We start from the raw sequence: 15,301 nt of genomic DNA, 5'->3' as shown, positions 1-15,301 counted from the left end.
CACAGACGGTCCTTTCCAGAACTTTCGGAGACAAACGCATGACCCAAGTTCCAGCCCAAGGCCGACCGCAAGGCGGCGAGGACACTCCGATGATTCTGTTCAACAACATCAACAAGTGGTACGGCGAGTACCAGGCGTTGACTGACGTCAATGCCGAAGTGAAGAAGGGTGAAGTCGTGGTGGTCTGCGGCCCCTCGGGCTCCGGCAAGTCCACCCTGATCCGCACCGTCAACCGGCTGGAAGAGGTCAAGTCGGGCCAGCTCCTGTTCGACGGCCACGACATCCACGCACCGATGAGCGGCCCGGCGCTGAATAAGCTGCGCAGCCGCATCGGCTTCGTGTTCCAGAGCTTCAACCTGTTCCCGCATCTTTCGGTGCTGGAGAACATCATGCTGTCGCCGATGCGCGTGCTCGGCGTGAAGCGCTCGGCAGCGCGCGAGAAGGCGATGCAGTTGCTCGAGCGCGTGGGCCTGGCGAACAAGGCTGGCGCCTATCCGGCGCAGTTGTCGGGTGGCCAGCAGCAACGCGTGGCCATCGCACGCGCCCTGGCGATGGAGCCGCCTGCGATGCTGTTCGACGAACCCACCAGCGCGCTCGACCCCGAGATGGTCGGCGAAGTGCTCTCGGTCATGCGCAGCCTGGCCAACGACGGCATGACCATGATGTGCGTCACGCATGAGATGAACTTCGCCCGCGAAGTCGCTGACCGCGTCTGGTTCATGGACGCCGGCCAGATCCTCGAGAAGGCCGACCCCGAATCCTTCTTCAACTCGCCGCAGCATCCGCGCGCCAAGCGCTTCCTGTCGGACCTGCGGGCCCACTGAATTCACCCTTCCCGTCACACATCACCTCATCACTCAACCGGAGTCCATCATGTCGAAGAAGACCGCTTATTTCCGTCTCGCCGCCATCGGCTGTTGCCTTTCCACGCTGGGCATGCTCGCCCATGCCGACCAGTGGGACGACATCCAGCAACGCAAGGAACTCAAGTGCGGCACCTTCGCCGACGTGCCGCCCTTCGCCGCCCCGGACCCGAAGACGCGCGAGATGGTCGGCTTCGACGTTGACCTCTGCAACGCGGTGGCCAAGCAGCTGGGCCTACCCGCCAAGGTCACGCCGCTGTCGGTAGAGGCCCGCGTGCCCGAGGTCAAGCTCGGCCGTGTCGACATCACCGTCGCCAACCTGGCCTATACCAAGAGCCGCGGCGAGCAGATCCAGTTCAGCGACCCGTACTACGTTGCCAAGGAAATGCTGGCCGTGAAGGCCTCCGACCCCGGCACCACCAAGGCCGACTTCAAGGGCAAGCGCCTGAGCTCGACCAAGGGCTCGACCTCGGAACTCTCGATCAAGATGAACGGCTCCGAGCCCGTCACCTTCCAGGACACCGGCTCCGCATTCATGGCCGTGCAGCAGAACAAGTCGATGGGCATGGTCGCCAACACCATGACCATCACCAAGCTGGTCAACCAGTCGAAGACCTCCGGCGTCGAGCTCAAGATGATCAAGGAGCCGATGGTGCTGCAACCGGTCGGCATCGGCATGAAGAAAGACGAGCCCGTGCTGCTCGCCAAGGTCAACGCCGCGCTCTACGCGCTCGACAAGGCCGGTGAGATCGACAAGCTGTGGGCCAAGTGGCTCGGGCCGAACACCGAGTACAAGCTGACGCGCGACGAGAAGGTCACGCCTTTGGCGGAACTCAAGTTCGAACTCTTGCCCTGAGTGACCGTTGGAGATCGCTCCCGCGTCAACACGGGGTGCGAATCATGTTCACCATCCGTAGAAGCGGGGCCACACCTTCGTAGCCCCGGAAGCCGCAAGCGCGTGGTATTCCGGATGTTGCGCGCCGGTTGCGCAGGCATGGTTGGGCAGGATGCGCAGGCGCGTTCCGATCGGGAAGCGCCTCGCGATGTCGCCATCCGCATCACCGACTCGGGAAATGATCCCGTGCTCCTGGTTGGCTGAACTGACGACGTAGCCGTCAAGAACCTGGCCCGCCAGAGTGCACACCTGCCCGAAACCAAAGTCGTGCTTCTGCTTCTGCGTCCCCCGGTCACGGCTCATCGCCATCCAGCCGGCATCGACGATGACCCAGCCCTTTTCCTCCTGATGACCGATGACCGTCGTCAGCACGCTCAGCGCAATGTCGCTGATGTCGCACACCCCCACGTTGTGCATGACCAGGTCGAAGAAGACGTAGACACCCGCGCGAACCTCCGTCACGCCGTCGAGCTTCGGAACCGTCAAGGCGGTTGGCGTCGAGCCCAGGCTGACGACGGGGCATGCAAAGCCGGCGGCGCGAAGACGTTCGGCTGCGCGCACGACGCCATTGCGTTCCTGTTCCGAGATCTTCATCAGGTCTTCGTGCGTGTCGTAGTCGTAGCTCGAGCCCGCATGCGTCAGCACGCCACCCAGCTTCATGCCGGCCGATTCGAGGGCCCGCGCAACGCCCAGGAGCTTTTCCTCTTCCGGGGTAATCCCTGATCGGTGCCCGTCAGTGTCGATCTCGATCCAGACCTCGAACACCTCGCCCGTCTCACGCCCGAAGGCGCCGATGGCCTCGGCCGCCGCGACGCTGTCCGCGATGATCTTCAGGTCGCAGCCACGTCGTCGCAGCGCCAGCGCCTGGGGCAGCTTGGTGACGACCATGCCGACGGCGTAGAGGATGTCCGTCACCCCCGCGTCGAAGAACTGCTCCGCCTCCTTCAGTGTGGAAACCGTGATGCCGCGCGCACCGGCCGCGATCTGTGCCTGCACCACCGGCAGGCATTTGGTCGTCTTGACGTGAGGACGGAAGCTGACGCCGAGCGCCTCCATCCGCGTCTGCATCCGTTCGATGTTGTGCTCCATTCGCGCGGTGTCGACCACTGCAGCGGGGGTGTTGAGTTCCAGGAGGCCTGTCATACGTGTGTCCCTTCAGTGGCGTTGGGCGAGGGCGGGTGGGTTCAGTTTGTCCGCAGCCGCAACAGCGCCCGCACGAAGCCGTGGTCCGAGCGCGACCGGTCGCGGCCTTCGTGCAGGTGGTCGTTGAAGTAGTCGACGCGCCGCACGTCGCCGAGGTTGTGGTGGCTGCCGGGCATGAACTCCTCGCTGACGAGGATCTGGTCCAGCACCTCCGGATAGCCCTGGTGGATGTGCGAATAGGCCACGTCCTTCTTCAGCGCCGACTCGCCCTGCATCTCGTAGGCATTGAACAAGGCCACGTCGCGCGCGGCCTTGTCGTAGGCGACGTCGGAGGTCGCGGCCACGAGCTGCGTCGTCACGCTGTGCGGGTTGTCGTTGAAATCGCCCATCACGACCAGCGGCGTGCCCGAGCCGCGCAGCAGGTCGATCACGATGCAGCGCAACGCAGCCGCCTCGGCGCCCCGCATCAGCAGCGAGCGCAACGACGCACGCACGGCAACCTTGCGATCGTCGCGGTCCTCGATGGCATTGCCGTTCGCATCCTGCAGGAACTTCGGCCGCTTCGACTTCAGGTGCACCGACATCACGTGCACCAACTGCCCATGCTTCATGCGCAGCGTGGCCAGCAGCGGTGGGCGCTCGAAGCGCGTGTGCGGACCGAGCCCCGGCACATCGACGACAAAGCCCGGCTGGAATTCGGTGAAAGACCGAAGTTCCTCCACACGCAACCGCGTCGCGATGCCCACGCGCGGCGTGCCTTGCGCGCCCTGGGCCGGTGGCGTGTTCTCCGCACCCGGCACCGACACGAAGTCATAGCGCAGCCCACTCGCGCCGATCGCGTCCTTGAAGGCCGCTTCGTCCCACACTTCCTGCACCGCCAGCACGTCCGCGTTGAGCGCACGAAAGCGCTCGCCGGTCCAGGCGATCTTGCGTTCGTACTCCTGCTGCGTGTAGCCGTCCTGGTTCTCGTAGAAGATGCGGTTCGGCAGCGCCAGGTTCAGCAGGTTGCCGGTGGCAAGGAAGAGGGTGGCTAAGTTGGGTGGGATGTCGGGCATGGCGCGATCTTAGGCAACGCTGAGCAAGTACCGGTGATGGCCCGCGCCGCGACGCACAAGCAACCGATCCAGCGCTGCCCAAACCCCTTGGCGGCAGAATCGGCCCGGGGTCGGCCCAAAAACGTTCCCCAGAAGGCGAGATTGCTCACGGACCCGCTTGCGCAACGCGTTGAACTTCGCGTGGCAGGCTTGGATCGACCAACTCTTCGTGCGCGTGGCACCCGCCTGGCTGATGCCTCAGGAATCATTCGAGATGAACACGAATTCTGTCTTTGCGGAACTGAGCTTCTGGTTCATGGCCATCGCGTCCGTGGCGGTGCCGATCGTGATCTACGCGGCCCTGCTGGCAAAGCGGGCCGTGTCGCGCACCACGGTGCTCGTGCTCGGCATCACGCTTGTGGCGATCGCCGGGCTCGACATCTACTTCCTGCGGCACATGGCCGCGCTCGCGGCCACGACGGCATCTCTCGCCGATGACGCGCTCTTCCTGTCGGAGCTGTCCTTTGCGCTCTACCTCTTCCCGTTGATGTTCGGCGGCATCGGCGTGAACCTGATTTCGCATGTGCTGATCTCCCACCTCATTGCGGCCGAACGGCGCTTCGAGAAAGAGCATCACGAGAACCGATGAGCGAATTGATCCAGCCGTGAATCGCGAGTGCGCCTTGCGGTCCGCCAGTGTCCAAGTAGTACGTTCGTTGAGTTCCGACCGGCCCGCTACAGCATGGCCGAGATCATGATGGCCAGGCCCGCGAAGCCAACCAGCCACACGACGGTACGGAGGTAGGTGATGCCGGCGTAATAGACCGGCAGATAGAGGACACGCGACCAGAAGAAGATCTGCGCGCCCATGGCGACCTTCGGACCATCCACGCCGGCGGCATGGGCGGCCAGGGCGATGGCCGCGAAGAGCACGAAACCCTCCAGCGTGTTCTGGCCTGCGCGCATGGCGCGACCCGCCAATGGCGTTGGCTCCGGCATCCTGTCGCGATTGCCGATGGCCAGCATCGTCCCCGCGAAGGTCCATCCCCTGGCGCGGATGAGGCTCCCCGCAAGGAGCGCCACCCAGGTGAGGATGGCCGTGTAGACAACGAACTTGAGGGTGTCGGTCATCGCAGTCTCCCGTTGGAAATGGGGGCGAGTGTAAGGGGAGACAGTGACCGCCGCTCCACAAAAAAAGGCGCCGAGTCGGCGCCTTCTTGAGGGAATTCAGGCCGGGCTCGGCCCAAGCTGGACGCTCAGTACGAGCGACCGCCGCCGGAGCGGCCACCGCCGCCATAACCGCCGCCGCCGCCCGAACGACCACCACCGCCGTAGCCACCGCCACCCGAACGGCCGCCGCCGCCCGAACGGTTGCCACCGCCGTAGCCACCACCACCACCGCCGCCCGTGCGACGACCGCGGCCGCCGCCCATGCTGTCGACGCTGGTGCGCAACGGATCCGGTTGACCCGCAACGCCGCTGGCGACCGATTCAGCGCGGCGATGCGCGACCTGGTCGGCTTGCGTCGGGCTGTGGCTGTTGCCGTGATGGCGCGGTTGGCGCTCTTCATGCGGCATGCCGTGATTGGCTTGATGGCCGTGATGCGTAGCGTGCGGTTGCGGTGCACGCGCGGCGCCCTGATGACCTCCAGCACCCGCGCCGGCGCCAGCACCGCCGCGACGGCGACGACCGCCTTGGCCGCCTGCACCTCCGCCGGCGCCGTGGCCTGCGCCACCTGCGTTGCGGCCTTCAGCACCGGCATTGCCGGCGCCACCGGCACGACGTTGACCGCCATTGCCGCCACGCCCGCCGCCTTCGCCACCCTGCGCAGCCTTGTTCTCGCGAACGCGCTGCAGCATCTCCGTGCGCGCAGCCTTGGCGGCCGCCTGCATCACTTCACGGCTCGGCGGACGACCGGCGCCGCCCCAGATCGTCTGGCGACCCATGGCGATGGGCTCGGCGCGTTCACCGGCTTCGGGACCAAAGCCGTCGACCAGCTTGACCGGGATCGTCTGCTTGGTGAAGCGCTCGATCTCCAGCATGAAGCCTTCCTCGTCCAGGCAGACCAGGCTCACGGCCTCGCCGCTGTTGCCGGCACGGCCGGTGCGGCCGATGCGGTGGACGTAGTCTTCGCTGACGTTCGGGATCTCGTAGTTGACGACGTGCGGCAACTCGTCGATGTCGATGCCGCGGGCCGCGATGTCGGTGGCGACCAGCGCGCGAATCTCGCCGCTCTTGAAGCCGGCCAGCGCCTGTGTACGCGCGCTCTGGCTCTTGTTGCCGTGCAGCGCCATCGCCTCGATGCCGTTCTTGGTCAGGAACTCGGCCACGTTGTTGGCGCCGAACTTGGTGCGGGTGAACACCAGCACCTGGCTCCAGTTGTGCTCGTTGATGATGTGCGCGAGCAGTTGCTTCTTCTTGCCGCGGCCCACGGGGTGGATCACCTGCGTGATGCGCTGCACGGTGGTGTTGCGTGGCGTGACCTGCACGCTTTGCGGGTTCTTCAGCAGCGTGGCCGCGAGGTCGCGGATCTCGTCGCTGAAGGTGGCCGAGAACAGCAGGCTCTGCTTGTCCCTGGGCACCAGTGCCAGCACCTTCTTCACGTCATGGATGAAGCCCATGTCGAGCATGCGGTCGGCTTCGTCGAGCACCAGGATCTGGACTTGCGCGAGGTCCAGCATGCCTTGCTGTTGCAGGTCCAGCAGGCGGCCAGGCGTGGCCACGAGGATGTCGACACCCTTCTTGAGCTTGCTGATCTGCGGGTTCATGCCGACGCCGCCGAAGATCACGGTGGAGTCGAGTTCGAGGTACTTGCCGTAGGTGCGAACAGACTCTTCGACCTGGGCCGCGAGTTCACGCGTGGGGGTCAGCACCAGGGCACGGATGCCGATGCCGCCGAACTTGTTGGTGGCCGTTTCGCCGGTGGCCAGGCGATGCAGCATCGGCAGCGTGAACGCTGCAGTCTTGCCGGTGCCGGTCTGGGCGCCGCCCAGCAGGTCGTGGCCTTCGAGGACCACGGGAATGGCTTGCGCCTGGATGGGGGTGGGGGTGTCGTAGCCGTGCTCGTGCACAGCCTTCAGGATGGCCGGGGCCAACTTCAGATCGTCAAAGTTCATTGAGAGTAATAGCGCCTTCCATGGCGCAGTGGCATCAGCCCGCCGTGGTGCTCTTTTGTCTGGGAGCGACCCGGCCAGTCAAGGCAGATGAGATCAGGAGTGGGAGCCGAAGGCCTGTGATGAGCCGACTTGTCCCCGGCAGAAGAGCCGCTGTTGCGGGCAACTGGACCCGGCAACGACCCGTATTGTCGCATGACTCGTCAAGATTGCGGTGCGGACGCTTCCGAAAGGCCTCCGCCAGCTTCCTGCAAACTGGCCCGACGGCCCTTTCAACCGAGGCTCTTGCGGTCATGCGGTAAACTCTTACCAAGCCAGTATTACCAGGAGCGCAGCATGCGGCTCACGTCCAAGGGGCAGGTCACCATTCCCCAGAACATCCGCGAACTCGCGGGGCTCAAGCCCTACGACGAGGTCGAGTTCGAATACAAGAACAAGCAGATCGTGGTCCGCCCCGTGAAGCGCAAAAACACGCCCGCAGAGGAGGCCATCGCATTGCTGCGTGGCAGCGCCACGTCCAACCTTGACATGTCGGCTGACGAATGGCTTGAGATGACGCGGGGCGAACGCTGAAGTGAGCGAGACTTTCCTGATCGACAGCAACGTCCTGATCGACGTCATTCACGAAGACCCAAACTGGATGGACTGGTCTGCCGCCGCCATCACCGATTGCCTGGGGCGCGGCAAGCTGGCCATCAATCCGCTGATCTATGCCGAGGTTTCGGCCTATTTCAATTCCGACCGCGATACCGATGCCGCCTTGCCGGCCCGGCTTTACGAGCGGCTGGAGTTGCCCTACGCCGCCGCACGCGGCGCGGCGGTGGCGTTCCGCAAATACCGCAAGGCGGGCGGGACGCGACCGTCGTTGCTGCCCGACTTCTACATCGGCGCGCATGCGCAACTGATCGGGTGCACGCTCGTGTCACGCGACCGTGCCCGCTACAAGACCTACTTTCCCAAGATCAAACTGATTTCACCCGAGTAAAGACACAAAGACACCCAACATGGCCCAGTACGTCTACACAATGAACCGCGTCAGCAAGACCGTGCCGCCCAAGCGGCAGATCTTGAAGGACATTTCCCTCAGCTTCTTCCCCGGCGCCAAGATCGGCGTGCTGGGCCTCAACGGCTCCGGCAAGTCGTCGCTGCTGAAGATCATGGCCGGCGTCGACAAGGAGATCGAAGGCGAAGCCATCCCGATGCCGGGCCTCACCATCGGCTACCTGGAGCAGGAGCCCAAGCTCAACGCCGAGCACACGGTGCGCGAGTCGGTGGAAGAGTCGATGGGCGCGGTCTACGCGGCCAAGGCGCGGCTCGAACAGGTTTACGAGTTGTACGCCGCCGAGGATGCGGACTTCGATGCGCTGGCCGCTGAACAGGCCGAGCTCGAAGCCATCATCGCCACCGCCGGCACCGACTCCGAGCACCAACTGGAGATCGCCGCCGACGCGCTGCGCCTTCCGCCGTGGGACGCGAAGATCGGCTTGCTCTCCGGTGGTGAAAAGCGCCGCGTCGCGCTGTGCCGCCTGCTGCTGTCCAAGCCCGACATGCTGCTGCTCGACGAACCCACCAACCACTTGGACGCCGAATCGGTCGAGTGGCTGGAAGTGTTCCTCAAGCGCTTCAGCGGCACTGTCGTGGCCATCACCCACGATCGCTACTTCCTCGACAACGCGGCGGAATGGATCCTGGAACTGGACCGCGGTCGCGGCATTCCATGGAAGGGCAACTACAGCACCTGGCTCGAGCAGAAGGGCGACCGCCTTGCGCAGGAGCAGAAGAGCGAAGAGGCGCATGCCAAGGCGCTGAAGAAGGAACTCGAATGGTCGCGCCAGAACCCGAAGGCACGCCAAGCCAAGAGCAAGTCGCGCCTGGCCCGTTTCGAGGAACTGAGCGATGTCGAATACCAGCGCCGCAACGAGACGCAGGAAATCTTCATCCCCGTGGCCGAGCGCCTGGGCAACCAGGTGTTCGAGTTCAAGAACGTCAGCAAGTCCTTCGGCGACCGCCTGCTGATCGACAACCTGAGCTTCAACGTGCCGGCCGGCGCCATCGTCGGCATCATCGGCCCGAACGGCGCCGGCAAGTCGACGCTGTTCAAGCTGATCGCGGGCAAGGAGAAGCCGGATTCGGGCGAAGTCATCGTCGGCTCCACCGTGAAGATGGCCTTCGTCGACCAGCATCGCGATGAACTGGCCAACAACAAGACCGTGTGGGAAGACATCTCGAACGGCCTCGACATCATCAACGTCGGCAAGTTCCAGATGGCCAGCCGCGCCTATGCGGGCCGCTTCAACTTCAACGGCAGCGACCAGCAGAAGAAGGTCGGCACGCTGTCGGGTGGTGAACGTGGACGCCTGCACTTGGCGAAGACGCTGATCGCCGGCGGCAACGTGCTGATGCTGGACGAACCGTCGAACGACCTCGACGTGGAAACGTTGCGTGCACTGGAAGACGCGTTGCTGGAATTTGCAGGCTCGGTGCTGGTGATCAGCCATGACCGATGGTTCCTCGACCGCATCGCGACGCACATCCTCGCGGCCGAAGGCGACAGCCAGTGGACCTTCTTCGACGGCAACTACCAGGAGTACGAAGCCGACAAGAAGCGACGCCTGGGCGAAGAGGGCGCGCGGCCGCATCGCATGCGCTACAAGGCGCTCAAGTAAATCGCCCGACCTACAAAGGCCCCGGAAACGGGGTCTGCGCTTACAAATGAAACCGCCGCGAGGCGGTTTTTTTTCGGCGGTCTGGGCCTGAAACTTGCACCATATGCCTGTCGAGAATCACCGAACGATGAAAGAAGGTCAGGGATGAATGTTTCGATGCGATTGCTCTGGACTGCCGCGCCCATGTTGGTTGCGAGTTGCGGCGGCGGGGGAGGGGGCGGTGGCGCTGCAATTCCCCTCATTGCTTCCACGACGCCGGTGACCACCGAGGGTGTGCCGGTATCTGCACCGGCCGCCCCTTCGGGCACCCCGGTGGCTCCGGGCACGCCGGCGGCCGCGCCGTCTCCCGCACCATCGCCTGCACCTGCACCTGCACCTGCACCATCTCCAGCGCCATCTCCAGCACCCGCTCCCACACCGGCGCCGGCGCCGGGACCAGCCCCCGCGACTGCGCCCGCGGGGCCACCGATGGCCGCACCACCACCCGCCCCATCACCGGCGCCCGGACCCGTCCCGGCGCCCGCCCCCGCGGGACCACCGGTGAGCGCACCGCCACCCGCGCCAGCGCCAGCCCCCGCGCCCCCGCCCACGCCCGCCCCCGCCCCCGCCCCCGCCCCCGCCCCCGCGCCACCTTCGGGTCCGCTGAAAGTGACGGAGGTCGCCACGGGCCTGCTGTACCCCTGGTCGCTCGCCTTCCTGCCCGATGGCCGCATGCTCATCACGGAGCGCACCGGCCGCCTTCATATTCGCAGCGCCGACGGCTCCGTGGTCAATGGTGGCGACGACACCGTGTGTTGCGTCCCCGCAGTCGCCAGCGCTGGGCAAGGAGGCTTGCTCGACGTTGCGCTCGATCCGGCCTTCGCCACCAACAAGCGCATCTACATGACGATCGCCGAGCGCGATGCGGCCGTTCCGGCGCTCAACGGTGTCGCCGTGTTGCGCGCGGTGCTCGATGCGGACAGGCGCACGCTGGCCAACGTGACGGTGATCTATCGACAGGAGCCCAAGGTCGCGAACAGCGAGGCGCACTTCGGCTCGCGGCTCGCGTTCGACAACCAGGGCTATCTCTTCGTGACGATGGGCGAACGGCTGCTCGATTCGCAGCGCGGGTTTGCGCAGGACCTGACGCGCGGCAATGGCAAGGTGGTGCGCATCACCACCGAAGGCGGCGCGGCGCCGGGCAATCCCAACTTCGGCGTGCCGGGCGCGCAGCCTGCCATCTGGAGTTACGGCCATCGCAACCCGCAGGGCGCGGCCATGCGCCCCGGCACCAACCAGTTGTGGACCAACGAGCACGGCCCGCAAGGCGGCGACGAGGTCAACCTGACGCAGGCGGGTCGCAACTACGGCTGGCCCGTGATCAGCTACGGCCAGGAGTACGGCGGGCTCACCCAGGTCGGCGAGGGCACGGCCAAGGCCGGCATGGAGCAGCCGGCTGCGTACTGGGAAAAGAGAGACGGATCGGCCTGGACGCCCGGCACGCAGAAGTCGTCGATCGCACCCAGCGGCATGGCCTTCTATTCGGCCTCGAACATTCCCGAATGGCAGGGCAACCTGTTCGTCGGCGCGCTGGCCGGTGCGGCGTTGTGGCGCCTCACGCTCAACGGCGACACGGTCGTATCGCGCGAGCGCCTGCTGGCCGAGCGGGTCGAGCGCATCCGCGACGTGCGCCAGGGACCTGACGGCTGGCTGTACGTGCTGACCGACGGCGCGAGCGGAAAACTGCTGCGACTCACGCGTTGATCGACAAGCTCAAGGCCGCGCTGCGATCACCCGCTTGCGCACGGCAAGGATGTTGTTGCGCAGCGCATAGAGCTCGTCCGCATACGAAAGCGGCACCGCCACCTTGTTGACCTTGCGGTCGATGTCGTCGAGTTCCTTGAGAAGTGCCTCGTGCTCGCCGGTGCCGCCTTCCAGCCGGGTTTCCACGTCGCGCAACCGCGCATACCAGCGGAACACGCGCGAGCGCACGCGAAAGGTGTAGAGCGGCGGCACCACTTTAGACAGCGGCAGCATCAGCACGATCAGGCCGCCCAGCACCAGCCACATGCGCTCGACCAGGTTGCTGGCCCAGAAGGGCAGGTAGCGTTGCCAGAACGGCGGCGAACCGTTGATGGCGCGGTCGCCTTCGGGGCTGACCGGAAGTTCGCTCGTGCGCGTGTTGGGAAAGTCGCGCGCGCGGTTGAACCAGCCGGCCTCGCTGTGCAGCTTCTGCGCGGTCTGCGCGAACAGCTGGCGCAGGGCAGGGTGCGTTTCCTCGCGCGACAGCAGCGAAGTGGTGGCGGCCAGCAGCGCCACGTCGTGCGGCGGGATGTCCTTGTCCAGCGTGACCACGCCGCGCGGCAACGCCACGGCCGAGAGGAAGGCGAAGCGCCGCGCATAGGCGTCGCCCTGGTCGAAGGGCATCAGCCTGATGTTCGGCGAGCGCAGCAGTTCGCGCACCAGCGGCGATTGCGGCGCCGACGCCAGCACGACGACATCGATCAGTCCGGCCTGCAGCGCCGCGTTGGCCGGTGCCGGGTCCAGATGGGACAGGTCCATGTCCTTCGTGTCCATGTGGTTGGCGGCGAACAGCTTCTCCATGATCTGCGGCACGCCGCTGCCGGCCTTGTCGATGTTGACGTGCAGGCCCTTGAGCTGCGCCAGCGAGGTGAGCAGTCCGGTCTTGCGATCGATCTTGCGGCCCACTTCCTCGCGGTAGAACACCCAGATCGGTTCGTAGAAGAGGCTGCCCAGCGAGGTGATGCCGGCCTCCTCGTCCGCCACCGGATCGGCCGCGCCGCCTCGCACGAAGGCCACGTCGGCGCCGCCGCTGCGCAGCAGGGCCAGGTTGTCGAGCGCGCCCTCGGTGGTCTTCAACTCGACCTGGATGCCGCTGGCTGCGAGCGACTGCTGGTAGCGCTTGCCGAACTCGGCATAGGCGCTGCCTTGCGGGCCGGTCGCCAGCACGACGGTCTTTGGCGGCTGCGGATCGAGGTACCAGTACGCAGCGATCAGCAGCCCGATCACGATGAAGATCACCGGCCCGATCGAGACAATCAGGTCCCGGATAGTCAGCAGAAAGAGACGAAGGGCACGTGGCATGTGAATCAAAGGTTTTCAGTCATCGGTGCTTGCAAGCAAAGCATTTGACGTGCATCCGGGATCGTCATCAGAATGATGATATGTTGCAGTTGGTAACAGTGAATTGAGTTCAATGGCAGGCCGCGCCTGGGCGAGAGGCACGGGGTCTTTCAGGGGGAACGAAGTGACTATACAAACGCCCGGCGCTGGCTGGGCCGGGAGTCTGGAAAAGGTCGACCACGCTGACGCTCTGAAGCGCTGGCTGGACGGGCCGCTCCAGGAACTGGTGCCTCATCGCGCAGCGCTGGCGGGCCATGCGCTGGCCCATTCCGCCGGCTACACGGGCACCCAGTTGTGGAGCGCGGGCCTGTCGGCCGCCTACCTGGCCACGATCGTGCGGCTGGGCGCGAGCGTGGTCAGCCCGATGTTGAGCCGGCTTGTGTCGAGCGGCAAGGGGTACATGTTCTTCGATGCGGGTCGCGGGTGCGACGTCGCTGGCGTGAATCCCCTCTGGCTGTCCACGTTCAAGGACGCAGGCATGCACAACCTGCTGGCCCTCGGCGATCGATTTGCATGCGGGCCTGACCAGTTCCTGACCTCGATCGCCCTGTACAACGTGCCACCCGAATTCGAGGCCCGCGGCGAAGCGCTCCAGCTTGCGTTGCTGCCCGCATTGCATGCCGCCTTGTGCCGCATCCAGCAGTCGATGGCGGCGCCGCCGACTCCCGTGCCGGTCCGGCGCTTGCGGCTGACGCCAGTGGAGGAGGACATCGTCCGCCTGCTGATCCAGGGCAAGACCAACAAGGAGATCGGCCAGTTGCTCGGCAAGAGCGCCGAAACCATCAAGAGCAGGATCAGCCCGCTGATGCACCGCTGCGGCGTGAAGAACCGCACCGAACTGGTTTCGATGATCCTGGCCAGCCAGCCCGATCTCGTGGCGCCGGGCAGTTGAATGTGTGGCATGCAGTCATGGGCAGATATGCATACACCCAAGCGGGGGAATTGTTACGAGAGCGTCCAGTACTTACATTTTGGGTGTCGATTCGATGCCCTTCGACATCGGCCAGGCCTTCTGAAACCGCCAGCACAGCGATCCTCGCCGTAGGGCGCCGGCCTGAATACAGAGGGAGAGGAGTGCCCATGTCGCAACACAATCTAGGTCTTCCGGTTGCCGCACAGGTTGCGGTGCAGTTGCTTTCGATCGGTTTGCTCGCCGTGGTGGCGGGGCAGGACATCGTGCCCGAACTCGAACTGGTCAGTGAGCTCATCCGTTGCGCGGCGGGCTGCGGATTGGTGCTGGTCGCGATGGACCTGGTGGCCGTCGTGCGGGGCGATTTCGACAAGCTTTCGAACGACCAGGGCCAGTCGATGGAACCCCACGCGGAGTCGCGCGTGCCGGCCGCCAGCATGCCGCCGCTACCGCAAGTCCCGCGCGGCCAGCGCATGGCGGCCGCCCACCGTCAGCGATTCCGCAGCACGCACGGCGCGTAGCGTCGCGCGCGCCACCGCTTCCGCCGCCATCGCACTCAGCACCGTCATCCCCGGCGTGGCGCCGGTGCCGGGCGCGCGGCAGGTGGCGAGCGCGAACAGCGTGTCGCCGTCGCTCATCGTGTGGACCGGGTTGATGCTGCGCGCCAGCCCGTCGTGCGCCACCATGGCGAGGCGATTCGCCTGCACCTTGGTCAGCACCGCATCGGTCGCAACCACGCCGATCGTGGTGTTGGTGCCGGCCAGCAGGGGTTGGGGCAGTTCGCCGCGCAGCAACGCGCGGCGTGTGTCGAGCAGCGCGAGGCCATCCGCCGTGCGCGCGCCGGCCACGACCTGCCCGGTGTCGGGATCGATCACGTCGCCGAGTGCGTTGCATGCGATCAGCGCGCCGACGGTGACGCCGGCCACCGTCACCGAAGCCGTGCCGATCCCGCCCTTCATGGCCCGGTCGATGCCGAACAACTTGCCCACCAGCGCACCGCTGCCGGCGCCGACATTCCCCTCGGCCGGCGCTTGGCACGTCGCCGCCTCGCAGGCCGCGTAGCCCGCTGTCGCGTCGGGCCGGATGCGCGGGTCGCCCATGGGCAGGTCGAACAACACGGCGGCCGGAATGATGGGCAACGTGCCGTAGCGCACGTCCATGCCGACGCCGCGCTCCTCCAGCCAACGCATGGCGCCTTCCGCGGCGGCCAGCCCCCAGGCGCTGCCGCCGGCGAGCATCACGCCATGCACGCGTTCGACCAGGTTGCCCGGCGCCAGCAGGTCGGTCTCGCGCGTACCGGGCGCCGCGCCGCGCACATCGACGCCGCCGACCGCGCCTTCGCGCGTGAGGATGACGGTGCAGCCTGTGGGGCGGCGGGTGTCGGAGAAGTGGCCAACCTCGATGCTGGCGACATCGGTGATGGCGCCTGCGGGCGGCAACGGGGTGTAGGACATCGGCGGCGATGATAGGCGACCCGACTTCGCAATCAGGCGCATGACTGCGTTGAATCGCCTTGCCGTGCTACAGCACCGTCTGCGGCGCTCCGCCTTGTCC

16 protein-coding genes are annotated in these 15,301 nt (G+C 65.8%); 9 read left to right on the top strand and 7 right to left on the bottom strand.

The window, feature by feature from the left end:
* Nucleotides 1-89: 89 nt before the first annotated feature.
* Complete coding sequence (locus WKW82_RS05115; protein ID WP_340341465.1) at nucleotides 90-824, top strand: amino acid ABC transporter ATP-binding protein; 735 nt, start codon at nucleotides 90-92, stop codon at nucleotides 822-824.
* 49 nt (nucleotides 825-873) lie between these two features.
* On the top strand, nucleotides 874-1,719 hold the full coding sequence (locus tag WKW82_RS05110) for an ABC transporter substrate-binding protein (protein WP_340341165.1): 846 nt from the start codon (nucleotides 874-876) through the stop codon (nucleotides 1,717-1,719).
* 48 nt (nucleotides 1,720-1,767) lie between these two features.
* Here WKW82_RS05110 and WKW82_RS05105 read toward each other — a convergent pair whose 3' ends face one another.
* The gene (locus tag WKW82_RS05105; protein ID WP_340341164.1) at nucleotides 1,768-2,901 is read right to left on the bottom strand and encodes a DSD1 family PLP-dependent enzyme; all 1,134 of its coding nucleotides are present in this window, start codon (nucleotides 2,899-2,901) and stop codon (nucleotides 1,768-1,770) included.
* 41 nt (nucleotides 2,902-2,942) lie between these two features.
* Entirely contained in the window at nucleotides 2,943-3,956 is a 1,014-nt protein-coding gene (locus WKW82_RS05100) for an endonuclease/exonuclease/phosphatase family protein (RefSeq protein WP_340341163.1), read from the bottom strand.
* 253 nt (nucleotides 3,957-4,209) lie between these two features.
* Between WKW82_RS05100 and WKW82_RS05095 the strand changes: the two genes are divergently transcribed.
* The gene (locus WKW82_RS05095) at nucleotides 4,210-4,584 is read left to right on the top strand and encodes a hypothetical protein (protein WP_340341162.1); all 375 of its coding nucleotides are present in this window, start codon (nucleotides 4,210-4,212) and stop codon (nucleotides 4,582-4,584) included.
* Nucleotides 4,585-4,670: 86 nt separating this feature from the next.
* Here the strand turns inward: WKW82_RS05095 and WKW82_RS05090 are convergent, their stop codons facing one another.
* Nucleotides 4,671-5,066 carry an MAPEG family protein gene (locus WKW82_RS05090; protein WP_340341161.1) on the bottom strand — a complete coding sequence of 132 codons (396 nt, stop codon included), beginning with the start codon at nucleotides 5,064-5,066 and terminating at the stop codon, nucleotides 4,671-4,673.
* A 125-nt stretch (nucleotides 5,067-5,191) separates the two neighbouring features.
* Complete coding sequence (locus WKW82_RS05085) at nucleotides 5,192-7,051, bottom strand: DEAD/DEAH box helicase (protein WP_340341160.1); 1,860 nt, start codon at nucleotides 7,049-7,051, stop codon at nucleotides 5,192-5,194.
* A 333-nt stretch (nucleotides 7,052-7,384) separates the two neighbouring features.
* On the opposite strand from WKW82_RS05085, the gene WKW82_RS05080 reads away from it, so the two are divergent.
* Genes WKW82_RS05080 through ettA form a run of 3 tightly spaced genes read left to right on the top strand, consistent with a single transcriptional unit; the run spans nucleotide 7,385 to nucleotide 9,714 of the window.
* Nucleotides 7,385-7,621 carry an AbrB/MazE/SpoVT family DNA-binding domain-containing protein gene (locus tag WKW82_RS05080; protein ID WP_340341159.1) on the top strand — a complete coding sequence of 79 codons (237 nt, stop codon included), beginning with the start codon at nucleotides 7,385-7,387 and terminating at the stop codon, nucleotides 7,619-7,621.
* A 1-nt stretch (nucleotide 7,622) separates the two neighbouring features.
* The gene (locus tag WKW82_RS05075) at nucleotides 7,623-8,033 is read left to right on the top strand and encodes a type II toxin-antitoxin system VapC family toxin (protein ID WP_340341158.1); all 411 of its coding nucleotides are present in this window, start codon (nucleotides 7,623-7,625) and stop codon (nucleotides 8,031-8,033) included.
* Nucleotides 8,034-8,052: 19 nt separating this feature from the next.
* A complete protein-coding gene (gene ettA / locus WKW82_RS05070; RefSeq protein WP_340341157.1) occupies nucleotides 8,053-9,714 on the top strand; it encodes an energy-dependent translational throttle protein EttA in 1,662 nt (553 codons plus the stop codon).
* Nucleotides 9,715-9,952: 238 nt separating this feature from the next.
* Here the strand turns inward: ettA and WKW82_RS05065 are convergent, their stop codons facing one another.
* Complete coding sequence (locus WKW82_RS05065; protein WP_340341156.1) at nucleotides 9,953-10,180, bottom strand: hypothetical protein; 228 nt, start codon at nucleotides 10,178-10,180, stop codon at nucleotides 9,953-9,955.
* Nucleotides 10,181-10,362: 182 nt separating this feature from the next.
* On the opposite strand from WKW82_RS05065, the gene WKW82_RS05060 reads away from it, so the two are divergent.
* Entirely contained in the window at nucleotides 10,363-11,457 is a 1,095-nt protein-coding gene (locus WKW82_RS05060; protein ID WP_340341155.1) for a PQQ-dependent sugar dehydrogenase, read from the top strand.
* 9 nt (nucleotides 11,458-11,466) lie between these two features.
* On the opposite strand, the gene WKW82_RS05055 is transcribed toward WKW82_RS05060, so the two are convergent.
* Complete coding sequence (locus WKW82_RS05055) at nucleotides 11,467-12,804, bottom strand: TAXI family TRAP transporter solute-binding subunit (RefSeq protein WP_340341464.1); 1,338 nt, start codon at nucleotides 12,802-12,804, stop codon at nucleotides 11,467-11,469.
* Between the two features lie 157 nt (nucleotides 12,805-12,961).
* Between WKW82_RS05055 and WKW82_RS05050 the strand changes: the two genes are divergently transcribed.
* Nucleotides 12,962-13,729, top strand: coding sequence for a helix-turn-helix transcriptional regulator (locus WKW82_RS05050; protein ID WP_340341154.1), 768 nt, complete (start codon nucleotides 12,962-12,964; stop codon nucleotides 13,727-13,729).
* A 188-nt stretch (nucleotides 13,730-13,917) separates the two neighbouring features.
* Nucleotides 13,918-14,268 carry a hypothetical protein gene (locus tag WKW82_RS05045; RefSeq protein WP_340341153.1) on the top strand — a complete coding sequence of 117 codons (351 nt, stop codon included), beginning with the start codon at nucleotides 13,918-13,920 and terminating at the stop codon, nucleotides 14,266-14,268.
* Here the strand turns inward: WKW82_RS05045 and WKW82_RS05040 are convergent.
* The gene (locus WKW82_RS05040; RefSeq protein WP_340341152.1) at nucleotides 14,194-15,201 is read right to left on the bottom strand and encodes a P1 family peptidase; all 1,008 of its coding nucleotides are present in this window, start codon (nucleotides 15,199-15,201) and stop codon (nucleotides 14,194-14,196) included. The two genes, WKW82_RS05045 and WKW82_RS05040, sit on opposite strands and share 75 nt — an antisense overlap.
* Nucleotides 15,202-15,301: the final 100 nt, after the last annotated feature.

The sequence above is a fragment of the Variovorax rhizosphaerae genome (genome assembly GCF_037889975.1).
GTDB classification, from domain to species: domain Bacteria; phylum Pseudomonadota; class Gammaproteobacteria; order Burkholderiales; family Burkholderiaceae_C; genus Variovorax; species Variovorax rhizosphaerae.
The sequence above is the reverse complement of the archived record's forward strand: the minus strand, read 5'-3'. Positions and strand labels throughout refer to the sequence as shown.

Excerpts from the sequence above, each read along its gene's own strand:
- WKW82_RS05115 (WP_340341465.1), top strand. The coding sequence starts at position 90 with ATGATTCTGTTCAACAACATCAACAAGTGGTACGGCGAGTACCAGGCG.
- WKW82_RS05105 (WP_340341164.1), bottom strand. The coding sequence starts at position 2,901 with ATGACAGGCCTCCTGGAACTCAACACCCCCGCTGCAGTGGTCGACACC.
- WKW82_RS05090 (WP_340341161.1), bottom strand. The coding sequence starts at position 5,066 with ATGACCGACACCCTCAAGTTCGTTGTCTACACGGCCATCCTCACCTGG.
- ettA (WP_340341157.1), top strand. The coding sequence starts at position 8,053 with ATGGCCCAGTACGTCTACACAATGAACCGCGTCAGCAAGACCGTGCCG.
- WKW82_RS05040 (WP_340341152.1), bottom strand. The coding sequence starts at position 15,201 with ATGTCCTACACCCCGTTGCCGCCCGCAGGCGCCATCACCGATGTCGCC.
- WKW82_RS05085 (WP_340341160.1), bottom strand. The coding sequence starts at position 7,051 with ATGAACTTTGACGATCTGAAGTTGGCCCCGGCCATCCTGAAGGCTGTG.
- WKW82_RS05100 (WP_340341163.1), bottom strand. The coding sequence starts at position 3,956 with ATGCCCGACATCCCACCCAACTTAGCCACCCTCTTCCTTGCCACCGGC.
- WKW82_RS05095 (WP_340341162.1), top strand. The coding sequence starts at position 4,210 with ATGAACACGAATTCTGTCTTTGCGGAACTGAGCTTCTGGTTCATGGCC.
- WKW82_RS05045 (WP_340341153.1), top strand. The coding sequence starts at position 13,918 with ATGTCGCAACACAATCTAGGTCTTCCGGTTGCCGCACAGGTTGCGGTG.
- WKW82_RS05110 (WP_340341165.1), top strand. The coding sequence starts at position 874 with ATGTCGAAGAAGACCGCTTATTTCCGTCTCGCCGCCATCGGCTGTTGC.
- WKW82_RS05080 (WP_340341159.1), top strand. The coding sequence starts at position 7,385 with ATGCGGCTCACGTCCAAGGGGCAGGTCACCATTCCCCAGAACATCCGC.